At 68.8% G+C, this 25010-nt stretch carries 26 protein-coding genes and 2 pseudogenes; 13 read left to right on the top strand and 15 right to left on the bottom strand.

What is annotated here, in order from left to right; translation table 11 throughout:
- Positions 1-4: 4 nt before the first annotated feature.
- Positions 5-463: pseudogene (locus tag ACGFY5_RS24810) on the bottom strand (sigma-70 family RNA polymerase sigma factor); the annotation flags it as partial.
- An 84-nt stretch (positions 464-547) separates the two neighbouring features.
- Here ACGFY5_RS24810 and ACGFY5_RS24805 point away from each other — a divergent pair.
- The 5 genes from ACGFY5_RS24805 (at position 548) to ACGFY5_RS24785 (ending at position 4643) form a co-directional block, all read left to right on the top strand.
- Positions 548-904: a DoxX family protein gene (locus ACGFY5_RS24805; RefSeq protein ID WP_392723297.1), complete on the top strand. Its 357-nt coding sequence runs from the start codon at positions 548-550 to the stop codon at positions 902-904.
- A 104-nt stretch (positions 905-1008) separates the two neighbouring features.
- Complete coding sequence (locus ACGFY5_RS24800) at positions 1009-2874, top strand: DUF222 domain-containing protein (protein WP_392723296.1); 1866 nt, start codon at positions 1009-1011, stop codon at positions 2872-2874.
- A 319-nt stretch (positions 2875-3193) separates the two neighbouring features.
- Positions 3194-3685: a hypothetical protein gene (locus ACGFY5_RS24795; protein WP_392723295.1), complete on the top strand. Its 492-nt coding sequence runs from the start codon at positions 3194-3196 to the stop codon at positions 3683-3685.
- Between the two features lie 63 nt (positions 3686-3748).
- Complete coding sequence (locus ACGFY5_RS24790; RefSeq protein WP_392723293.1) at positions 3749-4216, top strand: hypothetical protein; 468 nt, start codon at positions 3749-3751, stop codon at positions 4214-4216.
- Between the two features lie 10 nt (positions 4217-4226).
- The gene (locus tag ACGFY5_RS24785; RefSeq protein ID WP_392723291.1) at positions 4227-4643 is read left to right on the top strand and encodes a PPOX class F420-dependent oxidoreductase; all 417 of its coding nucleotides are present in this window, start codon (positions 4227-4229) and stop codon (positions 4641-4643) included.
- Here the strand turns inward: ACGFY5_RS24785 and ACGFY5_RS24780 are convergent.
- Positions 4636-5085 carry a nitroreductase/quinone reductase family protein gene (locus ACGFY5_RS24780; RefSeq protein WP_392723290.1) on the bottom strand — a complete coding sequence of 150 codons (450 nt, stop codon included), beginning with the start codon at positions 5083-5085 and terminating at the stop codon, positions 4636-4638. The genes ACGFY5_RS24785 and ACGFY5_RS24780 overlap by 8 nt on opposite strands.
- Before the next feature lie 131 nt (positions 5086-5216).
- Between ACGFY5_RS24780 and ACGFY5_RS24775 the strand changes: the two genes are divergently transcribed.
- Positions 5217-5900, top strand: a complete 684-nt coding sequence (locus tag ACGFY5_RS24775; protein WP_392723289.1) for a TetR/AcrR family transcriptional regulator — start codon at positions 5217-5219, stop codon at positions 5898-5900.
- Here the strand turns inward: ACGFY5_RS24775 and ACGFY5_RS24770 are convergent.
- A complete protein-coding gene (locus ACGFY5_RS24770; protein ID WP_392723287.1) occupies positions 5886-6161 on the bottom strand; it encodes a winged helix-turn-helix transcriptional regulator in 276 nt (91 codons plus the stop codon). The two genes, ACGFY5_RS24775 and ACGFY5_RS24770, sit on opposite strands and share 15 nt — an antisense overlap.
- Before the next feature lie 65 nt (positions 6162-6226).
- Here ACGFY5_RS24770 and ACGFY5_RS24765 point away from each other — a divergent pair.
- A pseudogene (locus ACGFY5_RS24765) lies at positions 6227-6498 on the top strand (RidA family protein).
- Entirely contained in the window at positions 6498-7340 is an 843-nt protein-coding gene (locus ACGFY5_RS24760; protein ID WP_392723285.1) for an alpha/beta fold hydrolase, read from the top strand. Before ACGFY5_RS24765 ends, ACGFY5_RS24760 begins: the two are co-directional and overlap by 1 nt.
- Position 7341: 1 nt before the next feature.
- Here ACGFY5_RS24760 and ACGFY5_RS24755 read toward each other — a convergent pair whose 3' ends face one another.
- Positions 7342-8013, bottom strand: coding sequence for a response regulator (locus ACGFY5_RS24755; RefSeq protein WP_392723283.1), 672 nt, complete (start codon positions 8011-8013; stop codon positions 7342-7344).
- Positions 8010-9131 (bottom strand): sensor histidine kinase, encoded by a 1122-nt coding sequence (locus ACGFY5_RS24750; RefSeq protein ID WP_392723281.1) that lies wholly within the window; start codon positions 9129-9131, stop codon positions 8010-8012. Before ACGFY5_RS24750 ends, ACGFY5_RS24755 begins: the two co-directional genes overlap by 4 nt.
- Before the next feature lie 135 nt (positions 9132-9266).
- Here ACGFY5_RS24750 and ACGFY5_RS24745 point away from each other — a divergent pair, with 135 nt between their 5' ends.
- Positions 9267-10445 (top strand): serine hydrolase domain-containing protein, encoded by a 1179-nt coding sequence (locus ACGFY5_RS24745; RefSeq protein ID WP_392723280.1) that lies wholly within the window; start codon positions 9267-9269, stop codon positions 10443-10445.
- Between the two features lie 65 nt (positions 10446-10510).
- Here ACGFY5_RS24745 and ACGFY5_RS24740 read toward each other — a convergent pair whose 3' ends face one another.
- On the bottom strand, positions 10511-10690 hold the full coding sequence (locus ACGFY5_RS24740) for an antitoxin (protein WP_392723278.1): 180 nt from the start codon (positions 10688-10690) through the stop codon (positions 10511-10513).
- Positions 10691-10747: 57 nt separating this feature from the next.
- Here ACGFY5_RS24740 and ACGFY5_RS24735 point away from each other — a divergent pair, with 57 nt between their 5' ends.
- The gene (locus ACGFY5_RS24735; protein WP_392723276.1) at positions 10748-11443 is read left to right on the top strand and encodes a VOC family protein; all 696 of its coding nucleotides are present in this window, start codon (positions 10748-10750) and stop codon (positions 11441-11443) included.
- 9 nt (positions 11444-11452) lie between these two features.
- Positions 11453-12739 (top strand): metallophosphoesterase, encoded by a 1287-nt coding sequence (locus tag ACGFY5_RS24730; protein WP_392723275.1) that lies wholly within the window; start codon positions 11453-11455, stop codon positions 12737-12739.
- Here the strand turns inward: ACGFY5_RS24730 and ACGFY5_RS24725 are convergent.
- Positions 12736-13245, bottom strand: a complete 510-nt coding sequence (locus ACGFY5_RS24725) for an Lrp/AsnC family transcriptional regulator (protein ID WP_392723273.1) — start codon at positions 13243-13245, stop codon at positions 12736-12738. The two genes, ACGFY5_RS24730 and ACGFY5_RS24725, sit on opposite strands and share 4 nt — an antisense overlap.
- Positions 13246-13335: 90 nt before the next feature.
- Here ACGFY5_RS24725 and ACGFY5_RS24720 point away from each other — a divergent pair, with 90 nt between their 5' ends.
- Entirely contained in the window at positions 13336-14517 is a 1182-nt protein-coding gene (locus tag ACGFY5_RS24720; RefSeq protein ID WP_392723271.1) for an MFS transporter, read from the top strand.
- A 136-nt stretch (positions 14518-14653) separates the two neighbouring features.
- On the opposite strand, the gene ACGFY5_RS24715 is transcribed toward ACGFY5_RS24720, so the two are convergent.
- The 4 genes from ACGFY5_RS24715 to ACGFY5_RS24700 form a co-directional block, all read right to left on the bottom strand.
- Positions 14654-15400, bottom strand: coding sequence for an SAM-dependent methyltransferase (locus tag ACGFY5_RS24715; RefSeq protein ID WP_392723269.1), 747 nt, complete (start codon positions 15398-15400; stop codon positions 14654-14656).
- An 876-nt stretch (positions 15401-16276) separates the two neighbouring features.
- A protein-coding gene (locus tag ACGFY5_RS24710) for an IS3 family transposase (RefSeq protein ID WP_392723268.1) occupies positions 16277-17388 on the bottom strand; the annotation gives its coding sequence in 2 pieces (ribosomal slippage) (positions 16277-17076 and positions 17076-17388; 1113 coding nt in all).
- 216 nt (positions 17389-17604) lie between these two features.
- The gene (locus ACGFY5_RS24705) at positions 17605-19302 is read right to left on the bottom strand and encodes a hypothetical protein (protein WP_392723266.1); all 1698 of its coding nucleotides are present in this window, start codon (positions 19300-19302) and stop codon (positions 17605-17607) included.
- 481 nt (positions 19303-19783) lie between these two features.
- A complete protein-coding gene (locus ACGFY5_RS24700; protein ID WP_392723265.1) occupies positions 19784-19966 on the bottom strand; it encodes a hypothetical protein in 183 nt (60 codons plus the stop codon).
- A gap of 301 nt (positions 19967-20267) precedes the next feature.
- Between ACGFY5_RS24700 and ACGFY5_RS24695 the strand changes: the two genes are divergently transcribed.
- On the top strand, positions 20268-20942 hold the full coding sequence (locus ACGFY5_RS24695; RefSeq protein ID WP_392723263.1) for an MmpS family transport accessory protein: 675 nt from the start codon (positions 20268-20270) through the stop codon (positions 20940-20942).
- Positions 20943-20992: 50 nt separating this feature from the next.
- On the opposite strand, the gene ACGFY5_RS24690 is transcribed toward ACGFY5_RS24695, so the two are convergent.
- The 4 genes from ACGFY5_RS24690 to ACGFY5_RS24675 are packed head-to-tail and all read right to left on the bottom strand — an operon-like array spanning position 20993 to position 24864.
- Positions 20993-21460: a VOC family protein gene (locus tag ACGFY5_RS24690; RefSeq protein ID WP_392723262.1), complete on the bottom strand. Its 468-nt coding sequence runs from the start codon at positions 21458-21460 to the stop codon at positions 20993-20995.
- 13 nt (positions 21461-21473) lie between these two features.
- Positions 21474-22859 carry an amidohydrolase family protein gene (locus ACGFY5_RS24685; RefSeq protein ID WP_392723260.1) on the bottom strand — a complete coding sequence of 462 codons (1386 nt, stop codon included), beginning with the start codon at positions 22857-22859 and terminating at the stop codon, positions 21474-21476.
- Positions 22856-23833 carry a methyltransferase gene (locus tag ACGFY5_RS24680; RefSeq protein ID WP_392723259.1) on the bottom strand — a complete coding sequence of 326 codons (978 nt, stop codon included), beginning with the start codon at positions 23831-23833 and terminating at the stop codon, positions 22856-22858. Before ACGFY5_RS24680 ends, ACGFY5_RS24685 begins: the two co-directional genes overlap by 4 nt.
- Positions 23830-24864, bottom strand: coding sequence for a zinc-binding dehydrogenase (locus ACGFY5_RS24675; protein ID WP_392723257.1), 1035 nt, complete (start codon positions 24862-24864; stop codon positions 23830-23832). Before ACGFY5_RS24675 ends, ACGFY5_RS24680 begins: the two co-directional genes overlap by 4 nt.
- Between the last annotated feature and the right edge of the window lie 146 nt (positions 24865-25010).

Genomic DNA, 25010 nt, shown 5'->3' with positions numbered 1-25010 from the left:
CGCGGAGGCGGACGCGGGCGCGGCTGGCGAGCTTCTTCGCTGCGGCGGTAGTGGTCCCGAGCACGGCCGCAACCTCCTCGAACGGCAACGCGAACAAATCGTGCAGCACATACGCCACGCGCTGCCCCGGCGACAGTTCACCAAGAAGCACCAGCACCGCCCGCGACACCTCGTCCCGCCGAAGAAACTCCTCGTCGACGCTCAGCTGCTCACTCGGCAGAGCATCGGCCAGCAACGAAAGCTCCCCCCGCCGCTCCCTGGCACGGAGCTGATCAAGGCACAGCCGTGCCGTCACCGTCGTGAACCAGCCATCGAGATTGGCAACGTCCGCCGTTCGCGCCGCCTGAACGCGTAACCACGCCGCCTGCACAGCGTCCTCGGCGTCGTGGTGCGAACCGACGATCCGGAAGGCGACGGACATCAACCGTGGCCGCGCGGCCTCGAACCGTTCGAGAAGTTCCACGAGGGGTCACCTTTCGTGCGGGCTCAGCGTCAGGAGGGGCGTGCGAAACCGACCACCTGACCCCGATCCACGCCGGAGACCACTGTGACCCTACTGCTGCTGGTCGGAACCGTCGGCTGCGTTCTGGCCAACGCCTTCGAGGTGGCGGCCAAGATCGCCAAGGCCCAGTTCGTTCTGCAGAACGCGTCCGAGGTCGGCGTGCCGCGGCGATGGATTCCCTCCCTGGCGTTTCTCGAGGGCGCCGGAACCGCCGGGGTGATCCTCGGGCTGCTCGGCCTCCCCTGGCTCGGCGTGGCTGCCGCAGCCGGCCTGGTGCTGTTCTTCGTCGGCGCGGTCACAGCCCATGTCCGCGCGGGCGTGCTCCACAACATCGCGTTCCCTGCCACCTTCCTCCTACTGGCGATCGTCGCCCTCGGGCACTTCGTGGCAGTGCTTGTCTAGCAGCGATCGACCGTCACCGAGGCGCTGTCCACAACGGCTCCTGCCTCTCCGGCGGCCTGTGGACGGCGGCCTTTCTGTCGTACGCACGTGCGATAGTCATTGGCATGAGTGAGGTAGCGGGGTTGGGGCGGATACCGGCAGGACCACGGCTGTTCGCGGCACTGGCGGAACTGGGTCCGGTGGCCCGGCGGATGGTGGATGAGAACGGGCGGCCGGAGATCCTGCCCGACTGCGGCGACCAGGTGATCGTCGCTCAGCAGTGGCAACGGGCGATCGCCTGGGCCGACTCGCAACTCAACGCCGCGATCGTGCAGATCGCCGGCTCCTGGGTCAGCCCGGACGAGGAGGACTGGGGCCGCGAAGAAGTCGCCGCGGGCCTGCGGCTCTCCGGTCTGACAGCAGGCTCGCGCATCGACGTGGCCCGGGTCTTGGCCGGCCGCGGCTTCCTCACCCGCCGCGCGTTGGAGGAGGGCCGGATCACCCAGCGCCACGCCGAGGAGATCGTCCGGGCGCTGGAACCCCTCGACGACGACACCGCCGCTCTGGTCGAGGCGAAGCTCCTCGGCCTGGCCGACACGAAAACCCCGGCGCAACTGGCGGCCCGGGCCCGCAAAGAAGTCGCCAAGGCCGACCCGGCCGGCGCCGACGCCCGCCACCGCAAAGCCCGCACAGGCCGCCGCGTCGACTTCACCGCCGCCCCGGACGGCATGGCCCGCCTCGACGCCCTCCTGCCCGCCGACCACGCCGCCCGCGCGAGGGCCACCATCGACGACCTGTCCGGCAAAATGCGCCACGGCAACGACGACCGCACCCTCGACCAACGCCGCGCCGACGCCCTCATCGCCCTCCTCGACATCGGCGGCCTCACCACCACCGGCCTACTCCCCACCCCTCCCGTCCTCTCCGGAATTCCAGGCCTCGGATCCCCAGCCAGCCCCACCGACCCCACCCACACCGCTGCAGCGACCACCGATCCCACGGCAACCGATCCCGCGACCACCGGCCTCACCGGCACCGCCACGCCCACCGGCACCAGTACTGGCTCTACGAGCAGCGATCCAGCCAGCCTCGACCGCGCGAGCGCCGGATCGGCAAGCACCGCCGGGATCGCTCCCGCAAGCGCCGGATCGGCAGGCACCGGCAGCGCCACGCCCATCAGCGCCGCGTGCACCGAATCCACACCCGACAACAACGCACCCACCGGACCAGCCGGGCCCGCACCCACCGGACCCGCGCTCGCTGGCACCGCACCCACCGGTACCGGACCCACCGGTGCCGGACCCGCAGGCTGCGGCTGCGATGCGTGCCCCCATCACGAGCGGGGCGCAACAGCCGGCGGGCAGCTGGATAAGAAGACGCTGCAGCTCATCCGCACCGTCCTCGCCGGGAAACGCGCCACACCCGCGCGGATCGCGTTGACCGCGCCGCTGTCCACAGTGCTCGCAACCAGCAACACACCCGGCGACCTCACCGGCTACGGCCCCGTACCAGCCACGATCGTGCGGGAACTGGCCGGCGACGGACACTGGGAAAAATGGATCACCGACACCGGCGGCGTGATCACCGACCTCGGACGCAGCACCTACCGCCCCACCGCCCGCCTCGCCGCACTCATCCGCGCCACCTACCCCACCTGCATGTTCCCCGGCTGCTCGATGCCCTCCTACCGCTGCGACCTCGACCACAACATCCGCCACATCGACGGCGGCCACACCAGCACCCAGAATCTCCTGCCCCTGTGCCGACGCCACCACCGCGCCAAAGACGAGGCCGGCTGGGAAGTGGCCCACGACGCCGCAACCGGGACATGCACCTGGACCAGCCCCGCCGGACACACCTACACCGTCACCCCACCCGACCAGAGCGACGACACCGAAGCACTCACGGTCCCGGCGGACTGGACCGCGCCGCTCGCACCCGAACCGGTCCCCGCCGGGGCACCCGCAGCCGAAGACCCACCACCCTTCTAACAAGGGCACCACCCACCTCTACCGGGCCTCCACCGCACCACGGAGGCCCGGCATAACCACACCACCACGAACCGCGCTCCGCACCGCGCGAACGTTGACCACCGCTCCCCCGCACTACCGCACCGCACCGCCTCCTGCCCCGCCCCCGGCACCGCCTCGCGTCCGGCACCGCCTCGCACCACCCCGCATCCGCCCGCCCGGCGCCGCAGGGCAGGGCTCCTGCCGGGGTCGGACCTTCACGGTGGGCCGCCCCCCGCCTCGCGTCTACTCAGGATTGTCGTGTAGGACACGTGTAGCGGGCACGGGCATGCTCGCGGTCGTGGCCCGACTCGTCGAACCCGTCCAGGACGCCCTGGTTGGCCATCGAAGGACCTTCTTCGGTCACCCGGGGTTGAACGGGACGACCGCCTGGGACTACCAGGGCCGCGTCTGGGCCATCAAGCGACCGGCCGACGGCAAGCCTGGCGTCCGCCACTGCGTCACCTGCCTCGAATGCGGCCGGAGACTGACCTACCACGTCTACAGCGTCGCCGAGACCCGTCGCCGCCGTATCGCCCGGTGGGTGGGTGCGGCCGTCTGCTTCCCCGGCTGGGTGGCGGCGATGCTCGCGGTCGGTGCTCGTTCCGCGGGTAATGCGCCCCCGCTGGTGATCACGATGGGTAGCGTGCCGCTGCTGTATCTCATGATCTTCTGGCTGGGGATGGCCGCCGCTCGAGAGATCGGCGTCGCCGGGCGCGGGTCGACGCTGCCGCTATTTCTTCCCAAGCACAAGGTGTTCCTTCGTAGTCAGTACAACGGGGACTGGGTCTGAACCGCGCCGGGGCCGAGCCCGTCTTGGCGCCTGCCACGGCGCCGCGAAGCCCTCGTGTCAACGATGGCGCCAATACCGGTATCGCGCGCAGGCGAACTGCTGACCCTCACCGAGGCAGCCGGCGTCGCCTTCGACGACGTCACCACCAGGCAGGGCCTCAACCCCGGCAAGTTGCCCGATGTCCTGGGCTTCGACGCCGTCGGCCGCGCGCTCGTCGCCCCGATGACGTCGACGCCCTACTCCTGCTCAACTACCTCACCGCCTACCAGATGTTCCACCACGTCGCACGACCGCCGCGGCGATGCGGTTCTCGTTCTCGGCGCGCCGGTGGGTCGGCTCCGCGCTCACCCAGATCGCACGCGCGGCCGGGGTCACGGTGTTCGGAATGTCCAGCCTCCCCGGCGCGACCGTGTCGAAGCCCTCGGCGCAACCTGGGTGGCCGACGCGAAGCTCACGCCAGGCCCGCACCGCCTCCTCGAAGGCCGCAAGGTCACCGGAAAGATCGAGCTCGTCCCGTCGACGGCTGAGTAGCGTCCCGGCCATGGCCTTCACCGACGAAGAGATCACCTACCTGCGGTCGGCCCCACTCGGTCGACTTGCGACCGTCGCCCCGGACGGGCAACCCGACGTCGTCCCCGTCGCCGTCGAATACGACGGGACGTTCCTCTGGATCGGCGGCGCAGGCACCGTCACCGCCACCCGCAAGTTCCGCAACGTCGGCGCCGGAAACGGAAGGGTGGCGCTGGTCGTCGACGACCTCGTGTCACTGCAGCCGTTCATCGCCCGCGGCATCCGCATCTACGGCGACGCCGAGCAACCCTTCGAACGGGTCGGACTGATCGGCCCCGGCACCTACCTGCGCATCACGCCCACGGTGTCGTGGAGCTGGAACCTCGCGGGCGAGCCCGTCGGCGCGGAGTGGTATCCGTCGAACAAGACGATCCACGCACCTAGCTGAGCCGGAACACCGGGAACCCCGGCGCGATCGCCGACACCTCGGCGTCCGAGGAGTTCTTGTCGATCCCCTCGAAGAACTGGCCGACCTCCCAGCCCCACTTGCGCAGGTACTCACGCAGGACCGGCAGCTTGACGTCATCGCCCAGCTCCAGTGCGGTGAACGCCTCCACTCGCCGTCCGACGCGCAGCTCACCCTGACCCGACACGCGCAGGTTCCGCACCCACTGCGTCTGGCCCCGCGGCGCGATCAGGTAGCGCGCGCCGTCGTGGCTCAGCAGGTTCACCGGGTTCTCGCGCCACTCGCCGCTCGTGCGGCCACGAACGCGCAGCACGCGGCTGCCGGCAATGCTCACTCCCGCCTGGGTCAACGCCTGGATCGCCCGGTTGAAGACGTTCCGGATGAACCAGCCCGGCTCGAGATACCGCTGCTCGATGACACTCATGATCGTCTCCTGACGAAGAAGCGAGAGCACTGCTCTCCAACAAGAACGACGATCGCACTCTCAAATCCAAAAAGCAAGAGCACTGCTCTCTCGACGTTGCAGTGCTCTCGCGAAACGGCCATAGTGATGACATGCCGAACGCCCCCCGAACCGCTCGCGCACGGGCACGCGAGGAGCTCACCCGCGAGATCAAGGACGCCGCCGGTCGCCAGCTCACCGAGGTGGGCGCCGCGGCCCTCTCGCTCCGTGCGGTGGCCCGTGAACTCGGCATGGCGTCATCGGCGGTGTACCGGTACTTCCCGAGCCGCGACGACCTGCTGACCGCGCTGATCGTCGACGCCTACGACGCGATCGGCGACGCCGCCGAAAAGGCCGAGGCAGCGGTCGAGCGAAAACACCACGCGCAACGATGGCTGGCCGTCGCGACCGGCGCCCGGACCTGGGCGATCGCCCACCCTGAGGAGTACGCGCTCATCTTCGGCAGCCCCGTACCCGGCTACCGCGCACCCCAGGACACCATCGACCCGGCCACCCGGATCCCCCGGCTGCTCCTCGAACTCCTCGAAGACGCCGCCCCGACGAACGCCCCGGCACCGGCGAGCAAACCCACGCACACCGACTTCGGTATCCTCCGCGCCCTCACCGCGCCCAGCCTCACGGACGAGCAACTCGCCCGCATGCTCATGGCCTGGACCCAGCTCATCGGCAGCATCAGCTTCGAACTGTTCGGTCACCTGAAGAACATCGTCCACGACCACGAGACCTACTTCCGACTCCAGATGTCGACGATCGGCTCCGAGCTAGGCCTCGCGTGACGGAGCCTCCGACGCGTACCGGCGCCCGTAGTCCTCGCCCCAGGCACGCAGCTCCGACAGCAGCGGCGCCAGGCTGCGGTCGGTCCCCGTCAGCGAGTACTCCACGCGCGGCGGAACCTCGGGGTGCACGGTCCGCCGGACCAGTCGGTCGGCTTCGAGTTCCCGCAACTGCCGGGACAACATCCGCGGGGTGATCGTCGGGATCTCGCGCTGCAGCTGCGTGAAGCGGAGCGTGCCGCCGGCGAGATGTTCGAGGATCACCAGCTTCCACTTGCCTCCGACGACCTCCAGGGCCAGCTCCGTGGGACAGTGACGACGCTGACCTCATGAGCACAACAGCGGCAACGCCGCAGAGAGTCGCGACCACTCCCGACCGGTACGAGCCGTACGCGATCTCGCAGGCGATCGCGCTCGGCAACCTCGTGTTCGTCTCCGGCCAGGCCGGTATCGACCAAACCGGTCGCACCGTCGCGGGCGGGTTCAGTTCTTCTCCGAGCCCTTTCCAGCGGACACGATCGCCCAGGTGGCCTCGTTGGCCTCGCCGGAGTGGCAGATTGAAATCGAAGCGATCGCGGTTGTCCCCGAAAGGAACCACTGATGGGCAGCATCGTTGTCGGCACCCAGAACTCGACCGAACTGACGCTCCACTACACCGACCAGGGCGCGGGCCAGCCGGTCCTGCTCATCCACGGCTACCCGCTCGACGGTGACAGCTGGGAGAAGCAGACCAGCGCGCTGCTGGCCGCCGGCTACCGCGTCCTCACCTACGACCGGCGCGGCTTCGGCGGCTCCTCGCACGCCGCCGACGGGTACGACTACGACACGTTCGCCGCCGACCTCGACACGGTCCTCACCCACCTCGACCTGCGTGACGTCATCCTGGTCGGTTTCTCCATGGGCACCGGCGAGCTGGCCCGGTACGTGAAGAACCACGGCTCCGACCGGATCGCGAAGCTCGCGTTCCTCGCGTCGCTCGAGCCGTTCCTGCTGCAGACCGACGACAACGCCGAGGGCGTGCCGGGGGACGTGTTCGACGGCATCAAGGCGGCCGCGACAAACGACCGCTTCGCGTGGTTCACCCAGTTCTACACCGACTTCTACAACCTCGACGAGACGCTCGGCAAGCGCATCTCCGAGGACGTCGTGCGCGCGAGCTGGAACACCGCGACGCGCAGCGCCCCGGTCGCCGCCTACGCCGTGGTGTCCTCGTGGCTCGAGGACTTCCGCCAGGACGTCGAAGCCGTCAAGAACGCCGGGAAGCCGACGCTGATCCTGCACGGCACCGGCGACCGCATCCTGCCGATCGACGCCACCGGGCGGCGCTTCGCCGCGCTGGTGCCCGACGCCCGGTACGTCGAGATCGACGGGGCGCCGCACGGGCTGCTCTGGACGCACGCCGATGAGGTCAACACCGCCCTTCTGGAGTTCGTGAAGTCCTGACCTACACAGCCGCGCCCGGCACGACGAGTCCCGTCTCGTACGCCACCACGACCGCCTGGGCGCGGCTGTTCAGGTCGAGCTTGCGCATCACGTTTTTGACGTGGGTCTTCACCGTCGCCTCGCTGAGCACCAGCCGCCCGGCGATCTGGGTGTTGGTCAGGCCCATGCCGACCAGGCGCAGCACCTCGAGTTCCCGCGCAGTGAGCGACTCCAGCTGCGGCTGCCCCACCACCGACACCCGGTGGTGCCGGGACGAGTTCTCGATCAGCCGCTGGGTGATGCGCGGCGTGATCAGCACGTCCCCGGCCATGATCGTGTGCACGGCCGAGAGGATGCGCTCCGGCGGTGTGTCCTTGAGCAGGAACCCGGCCGCGCCCTCGCCGAGCGCCGCGTAGACGTACTCGTCGACGTCGAACGTCGTCAGCACGACGATCCGCGGCGGCGGCTGGATGGCACCGGCGAGGATCTGGCGGGTGGCGCCGATGCCGTCGAGCACCGGCATCCGGATGTCCATCAGCACCATGTCGGGACTCGTCTCGGCGGCCACCGCGACCGCCTGGGCGCCGTCGCCGGCCTCCCCCACCACCTCGATGCCGGGCGCCGCGGTGAACAGCGCCACCAGGCCCCCGCGGATGAGCGCCTGGTCGTCGGCGACCACGATCCGGATCGTCATCGAGCCCCTCCCATGGGCAGTCGAGCGACCACGCCGAACCCTCCCTCGTCCCGCGGACCGGCGGTGAGCACCCCGCCGTACAGCTCCACCCGTTCGCGCATCCCCCGCAGACCATGGCCGCCCGACGACGTCTCGGGCTCCTGCCCCACACCGTCGTCGAGCACCCGCAGCATCAGGGTGTTCTCGCCGTAGTCCAGAGCAATGTCGACGCTGGCCGGGCCGGCGTGCTTGATGACGTTGGTCAGCGACTCCTGCACCACCCGGTACGCGCATAGATCAGGGCCCGACGCGAGCGACCGGAAGCGCCCGCTCACCGACACGTCGACCGGCACCCCGGCGGCCCGGGTGCGTTCGATCAGCCCGTCGAGCTCCGCGAGCCCCGGCTGCGGCTCGTAGTCGGCGTTCCCCGAGTCCTCGGGGCGCAGCACCTCGAGCAGCCGACGCATCTCGCTGAGCGCCTCGTGGCTGGCTTCCTCCACGGTGGCCAGCGCGGTGCGGGCCGCGGGCCGGTCGGTGTCGAGCAGATAGCGCGACACCCCGGCCTGCAGCGAGATCACCGACATGTGGTGCGCGACGACATCGTGCAGCTCCCGGGCGATGCGGACACGTTCGTTGGCCGCGGCCCGTTCGGCGCGCGCGGCGAGGCGTTCGGTCTGTTCGGCCCGGCGTTTGACGCTCACCCCGAGCGCCCCGGCGACGACGATGCCCACGAACCCTTTCAGCAGCTCGGACCAGAGAACCGGCTGCGGAAGGCTGTGCCCGGCCATCGCGACGACCGTCCCCACCACGACAGTGAAAGTCACGCCGAACATCACCCCCGCCACCCGCGGGGAGCACTGCGTCGCCACGGTGAACGCGGCGATCACGACCGCGAAACCACCCTCGGGGTAGCTGAAGCCGGAGAGTACCGAGAGCGCGAGCTGCGCAGCGAGCACGACACTCAGCGTGGCAACGGGCGCGACCTGCCGTAACACGATCGGCGCCGCGGTGAGGACCGCGAGTGCGAGCGTCAGCAGGTACGCGTCCGGCTGTAGATACGTGACGCTGCTGATCGTCACCGCCGTGAGAACGGCAGCCAGCACCGCGTCGATCATGATTGCCCTGGCGTTTCCAGACACGGGTCAACCGTAGAAGGGGCCACCGACAATCCGCCTCGCCCGGGCGGAGGGTCCTGTCCTACCCCCAGTGGGGTACGACAGTTGCCGTCGTAGGGCGATGACTCAGCGCTACGGCGCCCCCTAGCGTCAACCGGCATGAAACGACTCTTTGTGATGGTGGCGGCATCCGCCGCCTTACTGGGTGCAACGGCGACGACGGCCACGGCGACCCCGCGGCCGGACGTCCAGAAGAAGCTTCAAGCCGACGCGGACGCGATCCTGAAGCAGGGTGCACCGGGCGTGATCGCGGAGCTGTCGACGCCGCACGGCAGCACCACGATCCGCGCCGGCTTCGGCAACACCGCGACGAAGGAGCCGGTGCCCTGGAACGCCAAGTTCCGGATCGGCAGCTTCACGAAGACGTTCGTCGCGACGACCGTGCTGCAGCTGGTCGGCGAGGGCAAGGTCGCGCTGGACGCCCCGATCGAGACGTATCTGCCGAAGACGGTGAACAACGGGAAGAACATCACCGTCCGTCAGCTGCTGCAGCACACCAGCGGCCTTCCCGACTACCTGGCGGCTGAAGAGTTCGCGTTCCTCGGCAGTAAGGAAGGCTTTCAGGCCAACCGCTTCAAGGACGTCACGGCTGAGCAGCTGGTCGCGCTGAGCAACAAGCAGAAGCCGCTGTTCGCACCGGGCTCGAGCTGGACGTACTCGAACACGAACTACGTGCTGGCCGGTCTGCTCATCGAGAAGGTCACCGGCGAGGACTGGCGTGACCAGGTCGAGAAGCGGATCGTCCAGCCCCTGCACCTGAGGGACACCAGCACGCCCGGCACCGACCACTCGGTTCCGCAGCCGCACGCGATCGGCTACGAGCGCTTCCCCGGTTCGGGCGCGACGCCGGAAGACCCGAAGTACGGCGAGCCGATCGACGCCACCGAACTCAGCTCCACCTGGGGTGACGCGGCCGGCGAGATCATCAGCACGACCAAGGACGGCAACCGGTTCCTGCAGGCGTTGCTCTCGGGCAAGCTGCTCAAGCCCGCGCAGCTGGCCGAGATGAAGAAGACGGTCGCCGCGAAGCCGTTCGAAGCGATCTGGCCCGGCGCCCGGTACGGACTCGGCCTGATGTCCGCGCCCAGCTCGTGTGGGCTGACCTGGTCGCACGGCGGTGACATCCACGGCTTCAAGACGCGTAATGGCGCCAACGAGAAGGGCACGCGGAGCGTCGTCGTCTCGATGAACACCGACTCGCTCAAGCCGCTGCCGGGTGCACCGAAGCTGACGCAGGATGTGGCGTTGAAGCTGATCGAGGACGCACTCTGCGCCTGACGAAAGAGCGATCTTAGGCACGCAGCGTCCCGGGGGCCTCCCGCCCCCGGGGCGCCGGCCGGGGCCTACGGCTGAGTGTCGCCGGCCCCGGTGTGCTGCTGGGCGGCGTCCACGCCTTTGTCGATCTGTGACGAGTGCTTGTTGCCGGTGCGCTCGTCGACCTGGTCACCGGCCTTGTCGATGCCCTGGTCGACCTGCTTGTCGTGTTTATCGGCGAAGTCCTTCGCCTTGTCCATGAAGCTCATGTCGGCCGGATGCCCGGGGTGACCAGCACCAAACGTGGCCCCGGCACAATGAACACCATGAACCACATAGGACGGCTCGACCGCGTGGTTTTCGACGCACCCGACATCGACAAACTCTCCGAGTTCTACACGACGCTCACCGGGTGGCCGATCGTGGCCACCGAACCGGACGTGATCACGCTCCGGACGCCGTCCGGCCACGGCTTCGGGGTGCACGCGCCCGACTACCGGGCGCCGGAGTGGCCCGGGCAGGACCGCCCGCACCAGGTGCACCTCGATCTCGACGTCGAGGACCTCGAGGAGGGTGCCGATCGAGCTGTGGCTCTCGGCGCCCAGCGCATCGGCGGGGGCCCGTACTGGGTGACGCTGACCGACCCCGCCGGCCACGTCGTCGACCTGTGTCTGAGCCGGTCGGTCGCGCCGATGAGCCGGCTGTGGGTTTCGTTCGACGTCGCCGACTCGTCGGGGGCGGCACGGTTCTACTCGGTGCTGCTCGGGATGCGGATCGACCACGACAACGAGGTGGCCGCGGACGTCGTCGCCGAGGACGGCACGACGGTGTGCTTCCAGCCGGTGCCCGGCTACCAGCCGCCGCGCTGGCCGGATCCGGCGTTTCCGCAGCAGGCGCACCTCGACGTCCGGGTCGAGGATCTCGATGTCGCCACCGAGCGCGTCCTCGCGCACGGGGCCACCCCGCTGACCGACCGCGTCTTCGCCGACCCCGCCGGGCATCCTTTCTGCCTCTACGGGTAGCCCCGACGCATGCCGCTGCCGCCGCCACTTCCCGGCACCGCCCTCCGGATCCTCGCGACCACGGATCTCGGCGCGGCGTTCACCCCGGTGCGCACGAGCTTCGGCACGGCCGGTACCTGCGCCGGAGTCGAGGCACTGCTCGCCGCCGAACGCGTACCCGCAGTCTGGCTCGATGCCGGTGACCTGGCGGTCGGCCCAACGAAGGCCCTCCTCGGCCGCCGACCGTGGCCGGAGCTCGGCGCGCTGCCGATCGCCGCGGCCGCGGCCGGGAACCACGAGTTCGACGACGGGGTTCCAGCTCTGCGATCGGCCGCCGCCGCGCTCGGGTTCCCGCTGCTCTGCGCGAATGTCGACGTCGGTCTGCCCGGCTCCGTGCTGCTCCGTACCGACGCCGGACCGCTGGGCGTCATCGGCCTGACCCACCCCGCGACCCACCTGTTCACGTCCGCACCGACGCCCGAGCGGTCGAACCGGGTGAGCGCGTTGGCCGCGGAACTCCGCGATCAGGGCGCCGAGCGGGTGGTCGTCCTGCTGCACGACGGCGTCGACTGGTGGCCCGGGGGCCGGCGCACGACCCGCCTCGCCCGCACCACGGCGGCGTGGGCCTCCGACGTCGACCTGATCATCGGCGGCCACACCCCCGCCGGCTGGATCGGCACCCTGTCCGGCACGCCCGCCGGGCACGCTCCGATCTTCGCGTCCGCCGTGCTCGTCGTCGACCTGCCGGACGTCGACCGGAAGCCTGTGGTTCGTGGATTTTTCCGCGTCCCGGGCACGGGGCAACCGGACACCACCGACGTGGTCGGCGAAAGCCGACACACCTGGCTCTCCCGCACCGGCGCACGCCACTACCTCCCGGACCTGCTCGCTGCGGCGTTCCGCGACGCGACCGGAGCCGACGCAGGCCTGGTTCTGGCCAGCCAGCACACCACGCAGGGTGCGCTCGACGGCGCCGTCGCGGCGCTGCCCGCCGGTCCCGTGACCCGCCTCGACCTCTACCGCCTGTTCGGTGACCCCGACGATCGGCTCGCCGTGGCCCGGCTACGGCGCGGTGAGCTCGCGCGCCTCCGGCACGCGCTCGAGAGGGTCTCCGATCCCCGCTCGGAGGCGGCGGACGACGTGTGGTGGAACTGGTGCCGCATGCCCAACGCCTTCACTGCTTCCGGCGACGACCTGCGCACGGTCGCCGTGCTGCCGAACGTCGTTCCGCGTCTGTCCGGGCTCCTGGGGCGAGAACTCGACACCGACCTCCCCGGAGCCGGCGCCCGGGCAGCGCTCGTCGCGCAGTGCTCCTAGCTCACGGTCCAACCGTCCGCGGGCGTCACGGGGCGCTCCACGGAGTCGGTACGGGTCACGACGGCGTTCTGGTGTTGCGTCGAGAGCACGACGTGGGTGGTGAGCTCGCCGTGCAGGCCGAGTTGTTCGATGACGCCCTCGAGGTGCAGCAGGGACGTCGCCCGCAGCTTCAGGATCGTGCAGTGGGCGCCGCTGAGCTTGTGCACCTCGACGATCTCCGGATAGTCCGCGGCGCGGCTCGTGCGGAGTAGGCAGCTGCCCAGCTTGCACCGCAGGTGGATGAACGCGGTGACGCCGTAGCCGGCGCGCTCCGGATCGACTGTCGCGCGGTAGCCGGTGATGACGCCGCTCTCCTGCAGCTTGCGCACCCGTTCGGCGACGGCCGGGGACGACAGATGGATCCGTCGACCCAACTCGTTGAACGACAGCCGGCCGTCCTTCTGCAGCTCGTCGAGAATGCGCCAATCGACGTCGTCCAGCGCGTTTTCCGTCCGTGAGGGGTTCATCGTTTCAGCCTGGCGAACGGAAGGCGGACGAGCCAAACGCATGGGCGACGGCCATGTTCGCCGAGCGCGCCCAAACCTAGCGTTTCCAGCATGAAACGACTGTGGGTAGCGGGTGCGGTGGGCGGGCTCGCCCAGACGGTGATCGGCGTGGCGGCGACGTTGCTGGCCAACGATCTGGCCGGGGGTGTCGCGGCGGGGTTGCCGCAGACGGTGCAGGTGCTCGGCACGGCGGGAGCGGCGCCGTTGATCGGGCGGTGGTCGTCGCGGGGGCGCGGGGTCGGTCTTGCGCTCGGTGCGCTGGTCGGGGCGGCGGGATGCTTCGCGTTGATCGCTGCCGCCGCCTTCGGCAGCGTCGCTCTCGTCCTCGCGGGGAGCTTCGCGTCCGGCTTCGGTGCGGCAGCGGTGTCGCTCAGCCGTTACGCCGCAGTCGACGTCAGTCAGCGCGGCAGCGAAGCGCGGGCGGTCTCGGCGGTGCTCGCCGCCGTGGCGGTCGGTGCGGTGGCCGGCCCCAACCTCCTCGCCCCGGCAGCAGCCCTGGACAAGGCGGCCTCGTTACCGACCTACACCACCGCCTTCGCGCTCGCCGCCCTGACCTTCCTGACCGCCGCAGCCCTCTGGCCGGCCGCCACGCCGCCGTCACCGGCCGGCCTGACCACCTCGGCGCTCGTGGCGGAGCGGGCGGACCGCGGCCGGAGCGGCGCAGGGATCGGGCCCGCCGTCGCCTTGCTCGCCGTCGCCAACCTGGTGATGGTCGGGGTGATGACCATGGCGCCGGTGCAGTTGCACCACGTGGGTGGCGGGCTCGCGCTGGTCGGCGCGGTGGTCGGGGTCCATATCGCGGCGATGTTCGCGCCGGCACCGCTCAGCGGATGGATCGTCGACCGGTTCGGAATCGGCGGTGGGGCTGCCGTCGCCTCCGCCACGCTCCTGTCGGCGACCTCCCTCGCGGCCTTCGCCGCCCGGTCGACGCTGGGCCTCGCGGCCGCGGTCGCGCTGCTGGGCCTGGGCTGGAGCGCGGCCACCGTCACCGGCAGTGCTGCTCTGATCCGCGCCACCGCCCCGGCGGATCGCCCGCGCGCGGAAGCGATCGGCGAGGTCGGGATGGCGCTCGCCGCCGCGATCGGCGGTGCGGCGTCCGGCCTCCTCGTCGGCGTCGGCGGCTACGCCCTGCTCGCGACAACCGCCGCCGCCTGCGTAGCGGGCGTCCTGATCCCGATCACCCTCCGACTGTCAGCTACCAGCGGATCCCGCTCTCGCGCACCGATCGGCTGACGACGATGTTTGTCACCGGACCGGTTCGGGGCACGGTGCAGCGCATGAGCGCTGCACTGTGGGTCGGAGTCTTCGTCGCCTTGGCCGCCGCGATCGTCGGTGTGCCGCTCGCGCTGCGGTCGGAGCGGAAGAACGACTAAGGCTTACGCCCGACCGCACCGTACGACGACACCTCGGCCGGGTCGGGCCGAACGCCATCCTCGGGACGCCAGTCGCTCACCGGCACGATGCCGGGCTCGACGAGTTCCAGCCCGTCGAAGAACCGCGCGAGCTCGTCGGCCGAGCGCCACTCCATCTCGTGCCCGAGCATTCGCCGCGCGTCTGCGGCGTCTTCGGGGCGGGCGAAGTCGAGCGTGGCGTTGGTGACCGCGAGATAGCTGCCTCGCGGCAGTGCCGTGAGTAGCGTCGATATGAGCTTGTGCGGTTGGTCTTTGTCTTTGACGAAGTGCAGGATCGCCACGAGCATCAGCCCGATCGGCTGGGTGAAGTCGAGCGTTTCGCGGGCGCGGGCGAGGATCTGCTCGGGATCGCGGAAGTCGCCTTCGAGGTAGGTGGTCGCGTCGGTGAGGAGTCGCTGCGCGTGCACCAGAACGAGTGGATCGTTGTCGACGTAGACCACGCGCGCGTCGGGTGCGACCTCGTGCACGTTGCCGGCGCTCGGGATACCCGTGCCGATGTCCAGGAACTGGCGGACGCCCAGCTCGGAGAGGGCCTTGACCGCGCGGCGCAGGAACGCGCGGTTCTCGCGCGCCGCCAGCGGGACCGAGGGGAACCGGGCGGCGATCGCGTCGCCGGACTCGCGGTCGACGGGGAAGTTGTCGGTGCCGCCGAGCCAGTAGTTGTAGCGGCGAGCGGAGTGCACTACCGAGGTGTCGATATCCACATCGGGCACGGTATCCCCGCCCTTGACCCCCAGTAGTGGCGGGCCCAGCGACGTGCTCGTGGATGTTGCCCCAGGTCGCGCACACTGTAACTCGCCCGAGTAAAGGAGTCCGTGTCCATCAGCTCAATTCCCGTATGGCTTGGAACCGGCCGCTGGCCGAGGTTGCTGGCGAGCTGAAGGTTTCGGCGCGCTCTCTCCAGCCGTTTGAGCCGCAGTGCGCCGGCGGAGATCGCGACCAAGCCGACGATCGCGATCGCCCACGCGTAGTGGCTTGAGCTGCGGTCGGCCCGCGGATCTCCGAGACCGAGACCAATGCCGGCAGGTCGACGTCACCGCCGCCACCACGACCAAGGTATTCGGCAGCTATATCCCGACGGTACGCGTCACCGCAGATAATGCTCCGCCGACCGGACCGACGGGCCGAACGACCAGCCGATCCAGCCTAATAGCGCGCCGATCGGCCCCACGCCATCTCACCTCGCGACGGCTTCCTCCCGCGGCGATGGTGACGGACGTGAGCGGTGCTCCCGATCACCGATAGCCCGCGCGGCTACCTCGACCGGACCCCAAAGTCATTCATCCCGTCGGCGCAACAGCAACCGGCTACGCTTCAGCCCCCCGACCCGTCCTGGGTGGATCACGACAGACCACAACGGTCCGACTCCCGCGAGGGTCAGGCCTACGTGTTCTGTCGACGCTAACCGCGGCCCGCTACCACAATCGGCCGCATGATTCCGACGCCCGTCTCGCGGCGCCCCGCGAAGTCCATCATCGGCGAGGTCAACGCTTACGCCCGGCAGGCAGAGAGCCAGCGGGGCCGCCATAGTTAGCCTGGGGACTGCCCAGACTTCCGTTGACTCGTTTCGGTAGGTGGAGTCAGACCGCGTGAGCGGTCTGGTGGAGTGTCTCGTATTCGATCGGAGTGAGCCGTCCGAGAGCGTTCTGGCGCCGGCGGCGGTGGTAGGTCTTCTCGATCCAGGTCACGATCGCCAGGCGGAGTTCCTGGCGGGTCAGCCAGCGGCGCCGGTTGAGGACGTTCTTCTGCAGCAGCGCGAAGAACGATTCCATCGCGGCGTTGTCCGCGCAGGTCCCTACCCGGCCCATCGACCCGCGCAGCCCGGCGTCGCGCAGCGCCTGAAGGTAGGCGTGGGACCGGAACTGGCTGCCCCGGTCCGAGTGGACGATCGCTTCGGCCCGGCCGCGCAGGGCGACAGCGTTGCGCAGCGCGTTGACTGCCAGGTCAGAGGTCATGCGGGCGCTCGGGTGCTCGGTGATGTCGGTCAGCCAGACCTGGTTGGGTGCCGCTGCGGTGAACTCGCGCCGGACCAGATCGTCATGGACCGGCGGTCCAGGCCGCCGGTTGCGTCCGCGTTTGCGGGCGTGAGCTGACCACAGCCGCTGCTGGGTGCAGAGCCGGTTTACCCGGTTGCCGCTGGCGACCACGCCCTGATCAGCGAGTTCGTCGGCGATGAACCGATAGCCGAACTCAGGATCATCGTGGTGGATATCGATAGCGGCGTTGATCAGGTGCGCGTCGGCCCAGTCCCGGTCGGTGACCGGCCGGGACCTCCACTGATAGAAGGCCTGTTTAGAGAAGCCCAACGTCCGGCAGGTCACCGCAACCGGAACACCATCAGCGGCAAGGTCGAGGACCAGCGGGAACATCATCTTGGGAGGACGTCGCGGGCGAAGTAAGCCGTCGCCCGCCGCAGGATCTCGTTCTCCTGTTCCTGCTGTTTGGTCCGCCGTCGTAGTTCACGGTTCTCCGCCTCGAGAGCACTCTCGGTGGTCGGCTTCGCCGATGGCTTGGCAGAGGCTCCGGCCGCGGCTTCTTCGCGATTGGCAATCTTGAGCCAGCGGTTCAGGCAGGACTCGGAGACGCCGAAGCTGCGTGCGACTTCGGCGATCGTGCGGTCGCCCTGACGGGCGACCGCGATGACATCAGCCCGGAACTCTTTCGGGAACGGCTTGGGCGTGGACTGATCCACCCAGCGAGGCCAAGGCCTCACAGGTCAAAGAGTCAACCAAACCCTCAGCAGTCCCTCATGGCGTTTGGGCGCTCGTCGAGGTGCTCACCGTCGAATCGCGTTGCGCACCAACTGATCCGGCAGCGTGCATGTTCCGCAATATCGAGCGGTGCAGCCTTCGCAGCGCGGCGGCCCGTATGCCGGCGCCCGAGTGCTGCCTCGGGCGCCGCGGTTGAATCATGCGCAGCGCGGGACCGCAGGATCGACCCAGGGCGTGCCCTTCAACGTGCCACTGGTAGATCCATTGTTGTAAAACGCATCCGCCGACGCATAGAAGGTGTCGTTCCAGCCGGGCGACGCGATCCGATACCAGTTGGTGTTGCCGTTGGCGACCGCCAGGCCGGGTAGCCAGCAAGTGATTTGAACTGTCTGGTATGCAGCGATCAGCGGGCCTTCGGTGCCGCCACCGTTCACATGGTTCGACCAGGTGTGGGTCGGTCCACCAACGGTCTCTGCATAGGTTTGAGATGCAGAATCAGCAGGTGCCGGATCAGCTGGCGCGGGATCGACGGGCACCGGATTCACCGGGACCGGGCCTGCAGGCGCCGGGTTCACAGGCGCCGGGTCGACCGGCGGCGGTGCGACCGGTGCAGGGTCGTTGCGGTAGTTGACGCGTTGGCTTTCGCCGTTGGTCAGCAACCCGTGGATCTCGTCGAACACGTTTCCGAATCCGAGTTGATAGATCGGCCACAGAGTGATCAGCATTGCGACGCGAGCGGCGAGCAGTTTCGCCTGCTTCACTCCTAACTTCGAGAGCCCACCACCGACGATCTCCTCGTTGAGGACTTGGCGCCAGCAGTCCAAGAAGCCGAACACGGAATTGACGCCGACGTGGGAGCCGCCGAGGTCGGCGCCCAGATCACCGATGCAGTTTCCTTCCGCTACGAGAACCCTGGCGATGTTCTCCGTGCCGCCACCAAGGACCATGCCGATCATCTGTCGGGCGAAGGTGTCGCCGGCCGCCAGAGCCGTCGCACCGGAGACGTAAAATGAGTATGGGCTAGATATGGTCGTTCGCTTATACCCGACCGTCATCCATTCGCCGGGCTGCAGCAGAACTTTCCAGTTGGGATTGAAGTCGTACTTGCTGCCGAGCGCTTGGCGTTGCTCCCAGGTCATGTTGCTGACCCAGACGTACGAGGGCGTTCCGGGTACATCGACTTGAAGCGAAACGCCCCGGTTCGACTTGATCTGAATCTCGGCTACCGCCGCTCCCTTGTAGGTATTGGTTTTAGCGCACGCGTGCACGAGACCACTGTGCGCTGCGTCGAGATGGAACCACGAAGGCGGACCGCTACAGGTGATCGGCGACGTCCGGCCCCCAACCGCCGAGGCGAGAGCAGACTTGAACGACCGCCACCACGCGAGCGGGTTCGCCCAGGTGGGGATGTTTATCGAGAAGTCCGTGGTGGTCAGCGTGAAGTTTCCGTGAGCATCGACGGTGGCTGGCCGGTAATCCCAGAACCCGGCGTCGCTTTGATGCGCAATGACCGGGATGGCCTCCGGCGAGGGGCGAGGCCCAGCGGTGAAAGTGAGCGTCAGCGGCTTGTGCAGTGACGTGTCGTCGAACACAACATCGATGCCATCGCCTGCGGCGATCAGCCCGCTATTCGCCGCGAACTTCACCTTCTGGCGGCGGATCGTCACCGTGCCGCCGCCCGAGAATGTCCCCTGCGGCGCGGTGATCCGGACGACGTCCGGAATCGCCGCGTCAAAGCGCGATTTCGGTGACACCGCCACGTCGACCGCGGAGCCGACCGGCTCGACAATTGCCTGAGTGGTTGGCGTAGAAGCCGACGGCGAAGCAGCCGGACCGGCCGGACTGCCGTGCGGTGACCGCGCCGAAGCGCAGCCTCCTAACACGAGAGCCGCCACCACGAATAATGTCAATATCCGAGTTCTCCCCCACATGCGGCGGGACGCTAGCATTCGGCCTCGCGCATTCTTTTCAGGGGCCAAGCAGGGATTCGCGAATCGATCCCAAAACGCGACAAAGCCCTCGTTTCAGTACGCAACCAGACGGCTTCCTGAACCGCGTCCATGGTGGATCGGCGACGCAGCGGTGGGATTGTAGATTGACACCCCGTATCGCACCGCATGACCGTTCTTTAGATTGCAGCACTGCCGGAACGCTCGGCCGCGATGCGCGGACGCTTCAACACCCGATTGCTCCCCGTGTACAGCCGCGCACCGTTCCCTCCGCACCAAGTGCCACATAACGGTCTCCGCGCCTACCGACTGCTCGGCAGCGGCGGACAGCGATGAGGATGCGCTCCTCAGTAGTGCCCGTCGTCCGGCAACTGAAGGTCACCAACAACAGCAACCTGCTCGACCCTGGTCGAGGAGTCGATCCGCACTATCGGAGGGTCCGGCTCGAACGGCACCCTGACCGAGCCAGCTGAGCCGCGGCCAGCAGGTAGTTGTAACGGGTCGTCTCAGGCGGGTTCGCCACGCGCAGCGACCGGTCCCAGTCACGCAGGTAGCTGCTCCAGGCCGGCGTCAGACCGGCCGTCAGAGCGCTCAGATTCAGCAAAGTCATCGATTCGAAACCCGTCGAGTAAAGGGGTCCAACAGCGGCGCGCTTGACCTCGACGAACTTCCACAGACACGAAAAAGGGCTCCCACAGGGCATCTGACCTGCGGAAACCCTCGCCGTTGTCGGGCTGACAGGATTTGAACCTGCGACCCCTTGACCCCTGAACAGAGGTTAGCCGTTCGGCGACGTTACACAGTAGACGGTTGATTTCCGCTGATCGGGTCGGTTCGAATCCAGCCCGTCAAGGTTGATTCGTCAACAACCGGAAGCCGCGTGGGGATCCGCGTTCGTAGCGTCGGCTCCCATGACCGCACCGTACGATCCCTACCGCCGCGACGACGAGCAGTACCGGGGCGCCACCTACGGTGGACCGCCGAACCACGAGCCCTACGACCCGCGCCGATCCGGCAACATCTATGGCCAGCCACCCCAGCAGCCCGGCTGGCAGTCCGCGCCGCAACCGGCCTACGGCCAGCCCGCCTACGGGGCTCCCCCGCCGAAGAAGGCCGGCGCCGGAAAGATCATCGGCATCATCGCCGCCAGCCTCGTCGGTGTCTGTGTCCTCGCCGGAATTGTCGGCGCGATCAGCGGCGGCACCGACGACAAGACCACCCTCGTCGACACCGCGAAGTCATCAAGTCAGGCACCCGCTACGGCGCCGGCCGACGACGCGCAGCAGCCCGCGGCTGAACCCACCGAAGCGGAAGCCGCGACCGACGACATCACCTACAAGGTCACTGGCGGAGGCTCGGCGATGATCAGCTACATGGACGGCAACTTCCAGATTTCGCAGGTCACCGAGCCTTTGCCGTGGAGCACGACCGTCGACGGGCCGAGTGTCGTCGGGCAGAACATGAATGCCCAGCGCAAATCCGGCGACAACGGCACGATCACCTGCCAGATCTTCCGCGGCGATGAAATGCTCACCGAGAACACGAGCTCGGGGCCGTACGCGGTCGTGAGCTGCTTGATCAATTGACCGGGGCGCGTCCCGAGGGTACGAGCCCCTCGGGACGCCGGCCGGAGGACTCAGCCCCAGAGTTCGGTGATCGTGGAGAACACCTTCTGGTTGTGGGAGAACTCGATCGTGTTGCCGTCGGGGTCCTTCACCGCGCAGATGTAGCCGATGTGCGCGGCCATGTCCCGCGGCTCCCACTCGAGGGCGCCGGCGGCGCGCGCCTTCTCGGCGACCGCGTCGACGTCCTCGCGGTTCGGCAGCTCGATGCCGATGTGCGCGAACGGCGCGAGGGTGGTGGCCTTCTTGCCCGGCTCGATGCCGAAGTTCTTGCCGATCTCCGGCTTGAACTCGGCCAGGACGAGCACGAACGGCGAGTCGACCTGGTTCTTGTTCGACAGCCAGACGCCCCGACCGTTGTCGTCGGTGTTGTGGGTGACGATCACCAGCGGGGTGACGGTCGTGTAGAACTCGATCGACGCGTCCAAGTCGGTGACCGGCAGCGCGACGTGCGTCCAGCGGGGTTCGGTGAGTTGAGCCATTTTTTTCGTCCTCTCAGATGGTGGGCCACTTGGCCCGGTCGGGAAGCCCGGAGCGGCGACGGATGCCTTCGCCGGCCTTCTGCGCCCGCTCGAGCAGGTCGAACTCGTCGAGCGTGGTCAGGCGGTAGTTCTCGACGACGCGACGCCCGCCGACGAACACGGTGTGCACGCCACGGCCGTCGGCCGACCACACGAGCTGGTTCGCCACGTTGTGCAGCGGACGCCACTCGGGGCGGTCGGTGTCGTGCAGCACGAGGTCAGCCTGCTTGCCGACCTCGATCGAGCCGAGCTGGTCGGCTTCCTGCAGGCCACGTGCACCGTTGCGCGTCGCCATCGCGAAAGCCGTCTCGGCGGGGAAGATCGTCGCGTCGCGTCGCGCGTCCTTGAACAGGCCGGCGACGAGGTAGGTCGCACGCATGAGGTCGTGGTAGTTCGACGCGTTGTTGCCGTCGGTGCCGATCGCGACGTTCACGCCGGCCGCCGCCATCTCGGGGAACTTGCCGATCTGGGTGACGCCGTAGGAGACCTTGAGCGCGGTCGTCGGGCAGTGCGAAACACTCGTCCCGGTCGAGGCCAGCAGCGCGATCTCCTCGTCGTCCACGTGCACGGCGTGGGTGAGGATCACATTGGGGCCCAAGACGCCGAGCTCCGCCAGGTGCACCATCGGGCGCTGGCCGAACTTCTCCAGGAAACCCTCGGGGTCCATCGCGGCCGGCGACATGTGGAAGCTCAGCCCGGTGCCGTGCTGGATCGACAGCTCCTTGGCGGCCTTCCACAGCTCGTCGCTGCAGCAGGTGTGCCCGATGATGATCGGCCAGGCCTGGATGCGTCCGTCGTAGGCCGACGCGTGCCGGTTCATCGAGTCTTCGAGCGTCGCGATGGCCGTGTCGGTGTCCATCTTCAGGACGTCGTAGTCCTGGACGAGGTCCCAGGCCCACGGTCCGACGCGGGCCCGGATGCCGATCTCGCCGAGCGCCTCGACGACCGGGTCGATGAAGCGCACGGTGCCGGCTTCGAGGAACGTCGTGGTGCCCGACTTGAGCATCTCGAGCGCGGCGAGCTGCGCGGAGATGTGCTCGTCTTCCTCGCTGTAGTACGTGTGGATCGGCGTGAGCCACTCGAAGACGTTCTCGATGAACGGGGTGTCGTCCGGCACGAAACCGCGGGTCAGCGGCTCGCCCGTGGCGTGCACGTGCGTGTTGATCAGGCCGGGCGTCACGACGAACCTGCGTCCGTCGAGGACGTCGTCCGCCGACCACTCCTGCTCGACGTCGGCCGTCTTGCCGACGGCGGCGATCAGACCGTTCTGGATCGCTACCGCCGCGTCGGTGATGATGTGCCGCTCGTCGTTCATGCTGACGACGGTCGTGTGGACGATGAGCGTGTCGGCTTTGTTCATCTGGTGCCTCGTTTGATCAGGTGCACGCGTTGGCGGGGAACGGGCTCCACGACTGCGTCGGTGTGGGCGCCGCGGGCAGCGCACCAGGCGGCGAGGGTCTGCTCGCTCAGGCCTCGGCCGGGGGTCGAGGCGCGCATGGTGAGCGCGAGGGTTAGGTCGTGGACGGCGTCGGCGTAGGTGGTGGTGTCTTCGCCGTTCGGAGGACGGAAGTAGTCGGCGACGAGGAGGACGCCGGCGTCGGCGAGGAGGTGCAGGGCTTTGTCGAGGAGCGCTTCGGCGCGCTCGTCCGATTCGGCGCGGAGCACGTGGGCGAGGATCACGACGTTCGCTTTGCCTGCCGGCAGGTCGACGTCGAGGTAGTCGCCTTCGAGGAAGCTTGCCCCGGGAACACGCGCTCGTGCAGCTGGCACCACGTGAGCCAGGTCGACGCCGATCGCGTTCTCGGCTCCCACGCCCTCCAGCCACGCCCCCGAACCGCAGCCCAGGTCGACAACCAGGCCGGTGCCGTCCCAGAGGCCGCGAGTACGCAGCTCGGCGGCGACACCGCGGGCGACCGCGGCCTGGGTGGCCGCGGTGGCCGCGACGAGCTCCGGGTAGAGCGCGTTCAGGGCATCCGCGGTCTCCTCGGCCGGCCGGCCGTTACGGATCGTCTCGGCCAGCTCCGGCCACCCCTGCTTCGGACCGGGCGAATGGCGCACCAACCCCACCATCGACGCCGGCGACCCCGTCACGAGGAACCGCTCCGCGGCCGGGGAGTTGCTCCACCGCTCGCCGTCGGTCTCGAGCAGACCCTTCGCCGCGAGCAGCTGCGCGAGGAGCGTGACGTCGGCCGGGTCGGCGACGCCTGTTGCTTCGGCGAGTTCGGCGCTGGTCGCCGGGAGGTGGTCGAACAGCCCGAGCTCGACGGCCGCGTGCAGCGCCCAGTACGCCGCATAGCCGTTGATCACGTCCCAGACGGGAGCCGGACCGCTCATGGCCGCAGCACGACCTTGCCGGTCGCGCGCCGTGTTTCCAGCTTCTCCTGCGCCGCGCGGGCGTCGGTGAGCGCGAACTCGCTGTCGATCGGCGTCACGAAACCGCCGTTCCAGTACGCGTCGAGCACCGGTGCGAACTCCGCGCGGTCGTACGGGTCGGAGCCCAGCAGCTGCAGGCCGAAGTGGTACGCGTAGACGAGGTTCGTTTCGACGATGTCGCCGGTCGTGTTGCCGAAGAACACGAGCCGACCGCGCGCCGCGAGGCTGAAGATCCCGGCGGCCCAGGTCGCGGGGCCGACGTGGTCGAGCACCAGGTCGACGCCGCGTCCGCCTGTCGCCTCGCGGACCGTACCGACGATGTCCTGCGTCGACGTGTCGATCACGACCTCGGCGCCGAGCTTGCGGACGTAGTCCACCTTCTCGGGCCGGCTCACGGTCGAGATCACGCGCAGGCCCGCCGCGACCGCGAGCTGGATCGCTGCGGTGCTCACTCCGCTGCCGCCGGCGTGGATCAGCACGGTCTCGCCCGCGGCCGCGCGGCCGGTGACGTGCAACGCGTGGTTGGCCGTCATCCAGATCGTCGGCACGACGGCCGCTTCGACGAGGTCGCGCCCGTCCGGCACCGGGTACAGGTTCGCGACCGGCGCGACGACGTACTCGGCGTAACCGCCGGGGATGGTGCCGCCGATGACCTTCGCGTGGGGGCAGTGGCCGTCGCGGCCCGACCGGCAGGTGTCACAGTTGTCGCAGGGCACCGCGGGGTTCACGACGACGCGCGTGCCGGTCGCGACCGAGTCACCGCCCTCGACGCCGAGTGCCTCAACTACGCCGGCGACGTCCATACCGGCCGTGTGCGGGAGCTGGAAGCCCGGGATGAGGGCCGGGCCGCGCCGCTGCTGGATGTCGAGGTAGTTGACCGAGCAGGCCTCGACCCGGATCAGCGCCTCGCCCGGTCCCGGCTCGGGCACGGGGATGTCGTCGACGACCAGCGTGTCGAGACCGCCGTGGACGTGATGACGAACCGCTCGCATCGTCCGCTCCGTTTCGCTCGGTGTATTGCCGAGCGGTCGCAAGCCGCGCCGGCCTGCAACGGGGAGAACACGGACGGAGTCTGTTGCCTACTCGCGTCGCGGTGAGAGTAGGACGGGGTTCGGGCGCGTGTCAACGTCATGCGGGA

It is taken from the genome of Cryptosporangium sp. NPDC048952 (assembly GCF_043197895.1).
In the GTDB taxonomy this organism is placed as follows: Bacteria; Actinomycetota; Actinomycetes; order Mycobacteriales; family Cryptosporangiaceae; genus Cryptosporangium.
The sequence above is the reverse complement of the archived record's forward strand: the minus strand, read 5'-3'. Positions and strand labels throughout refer to the sequence as shown.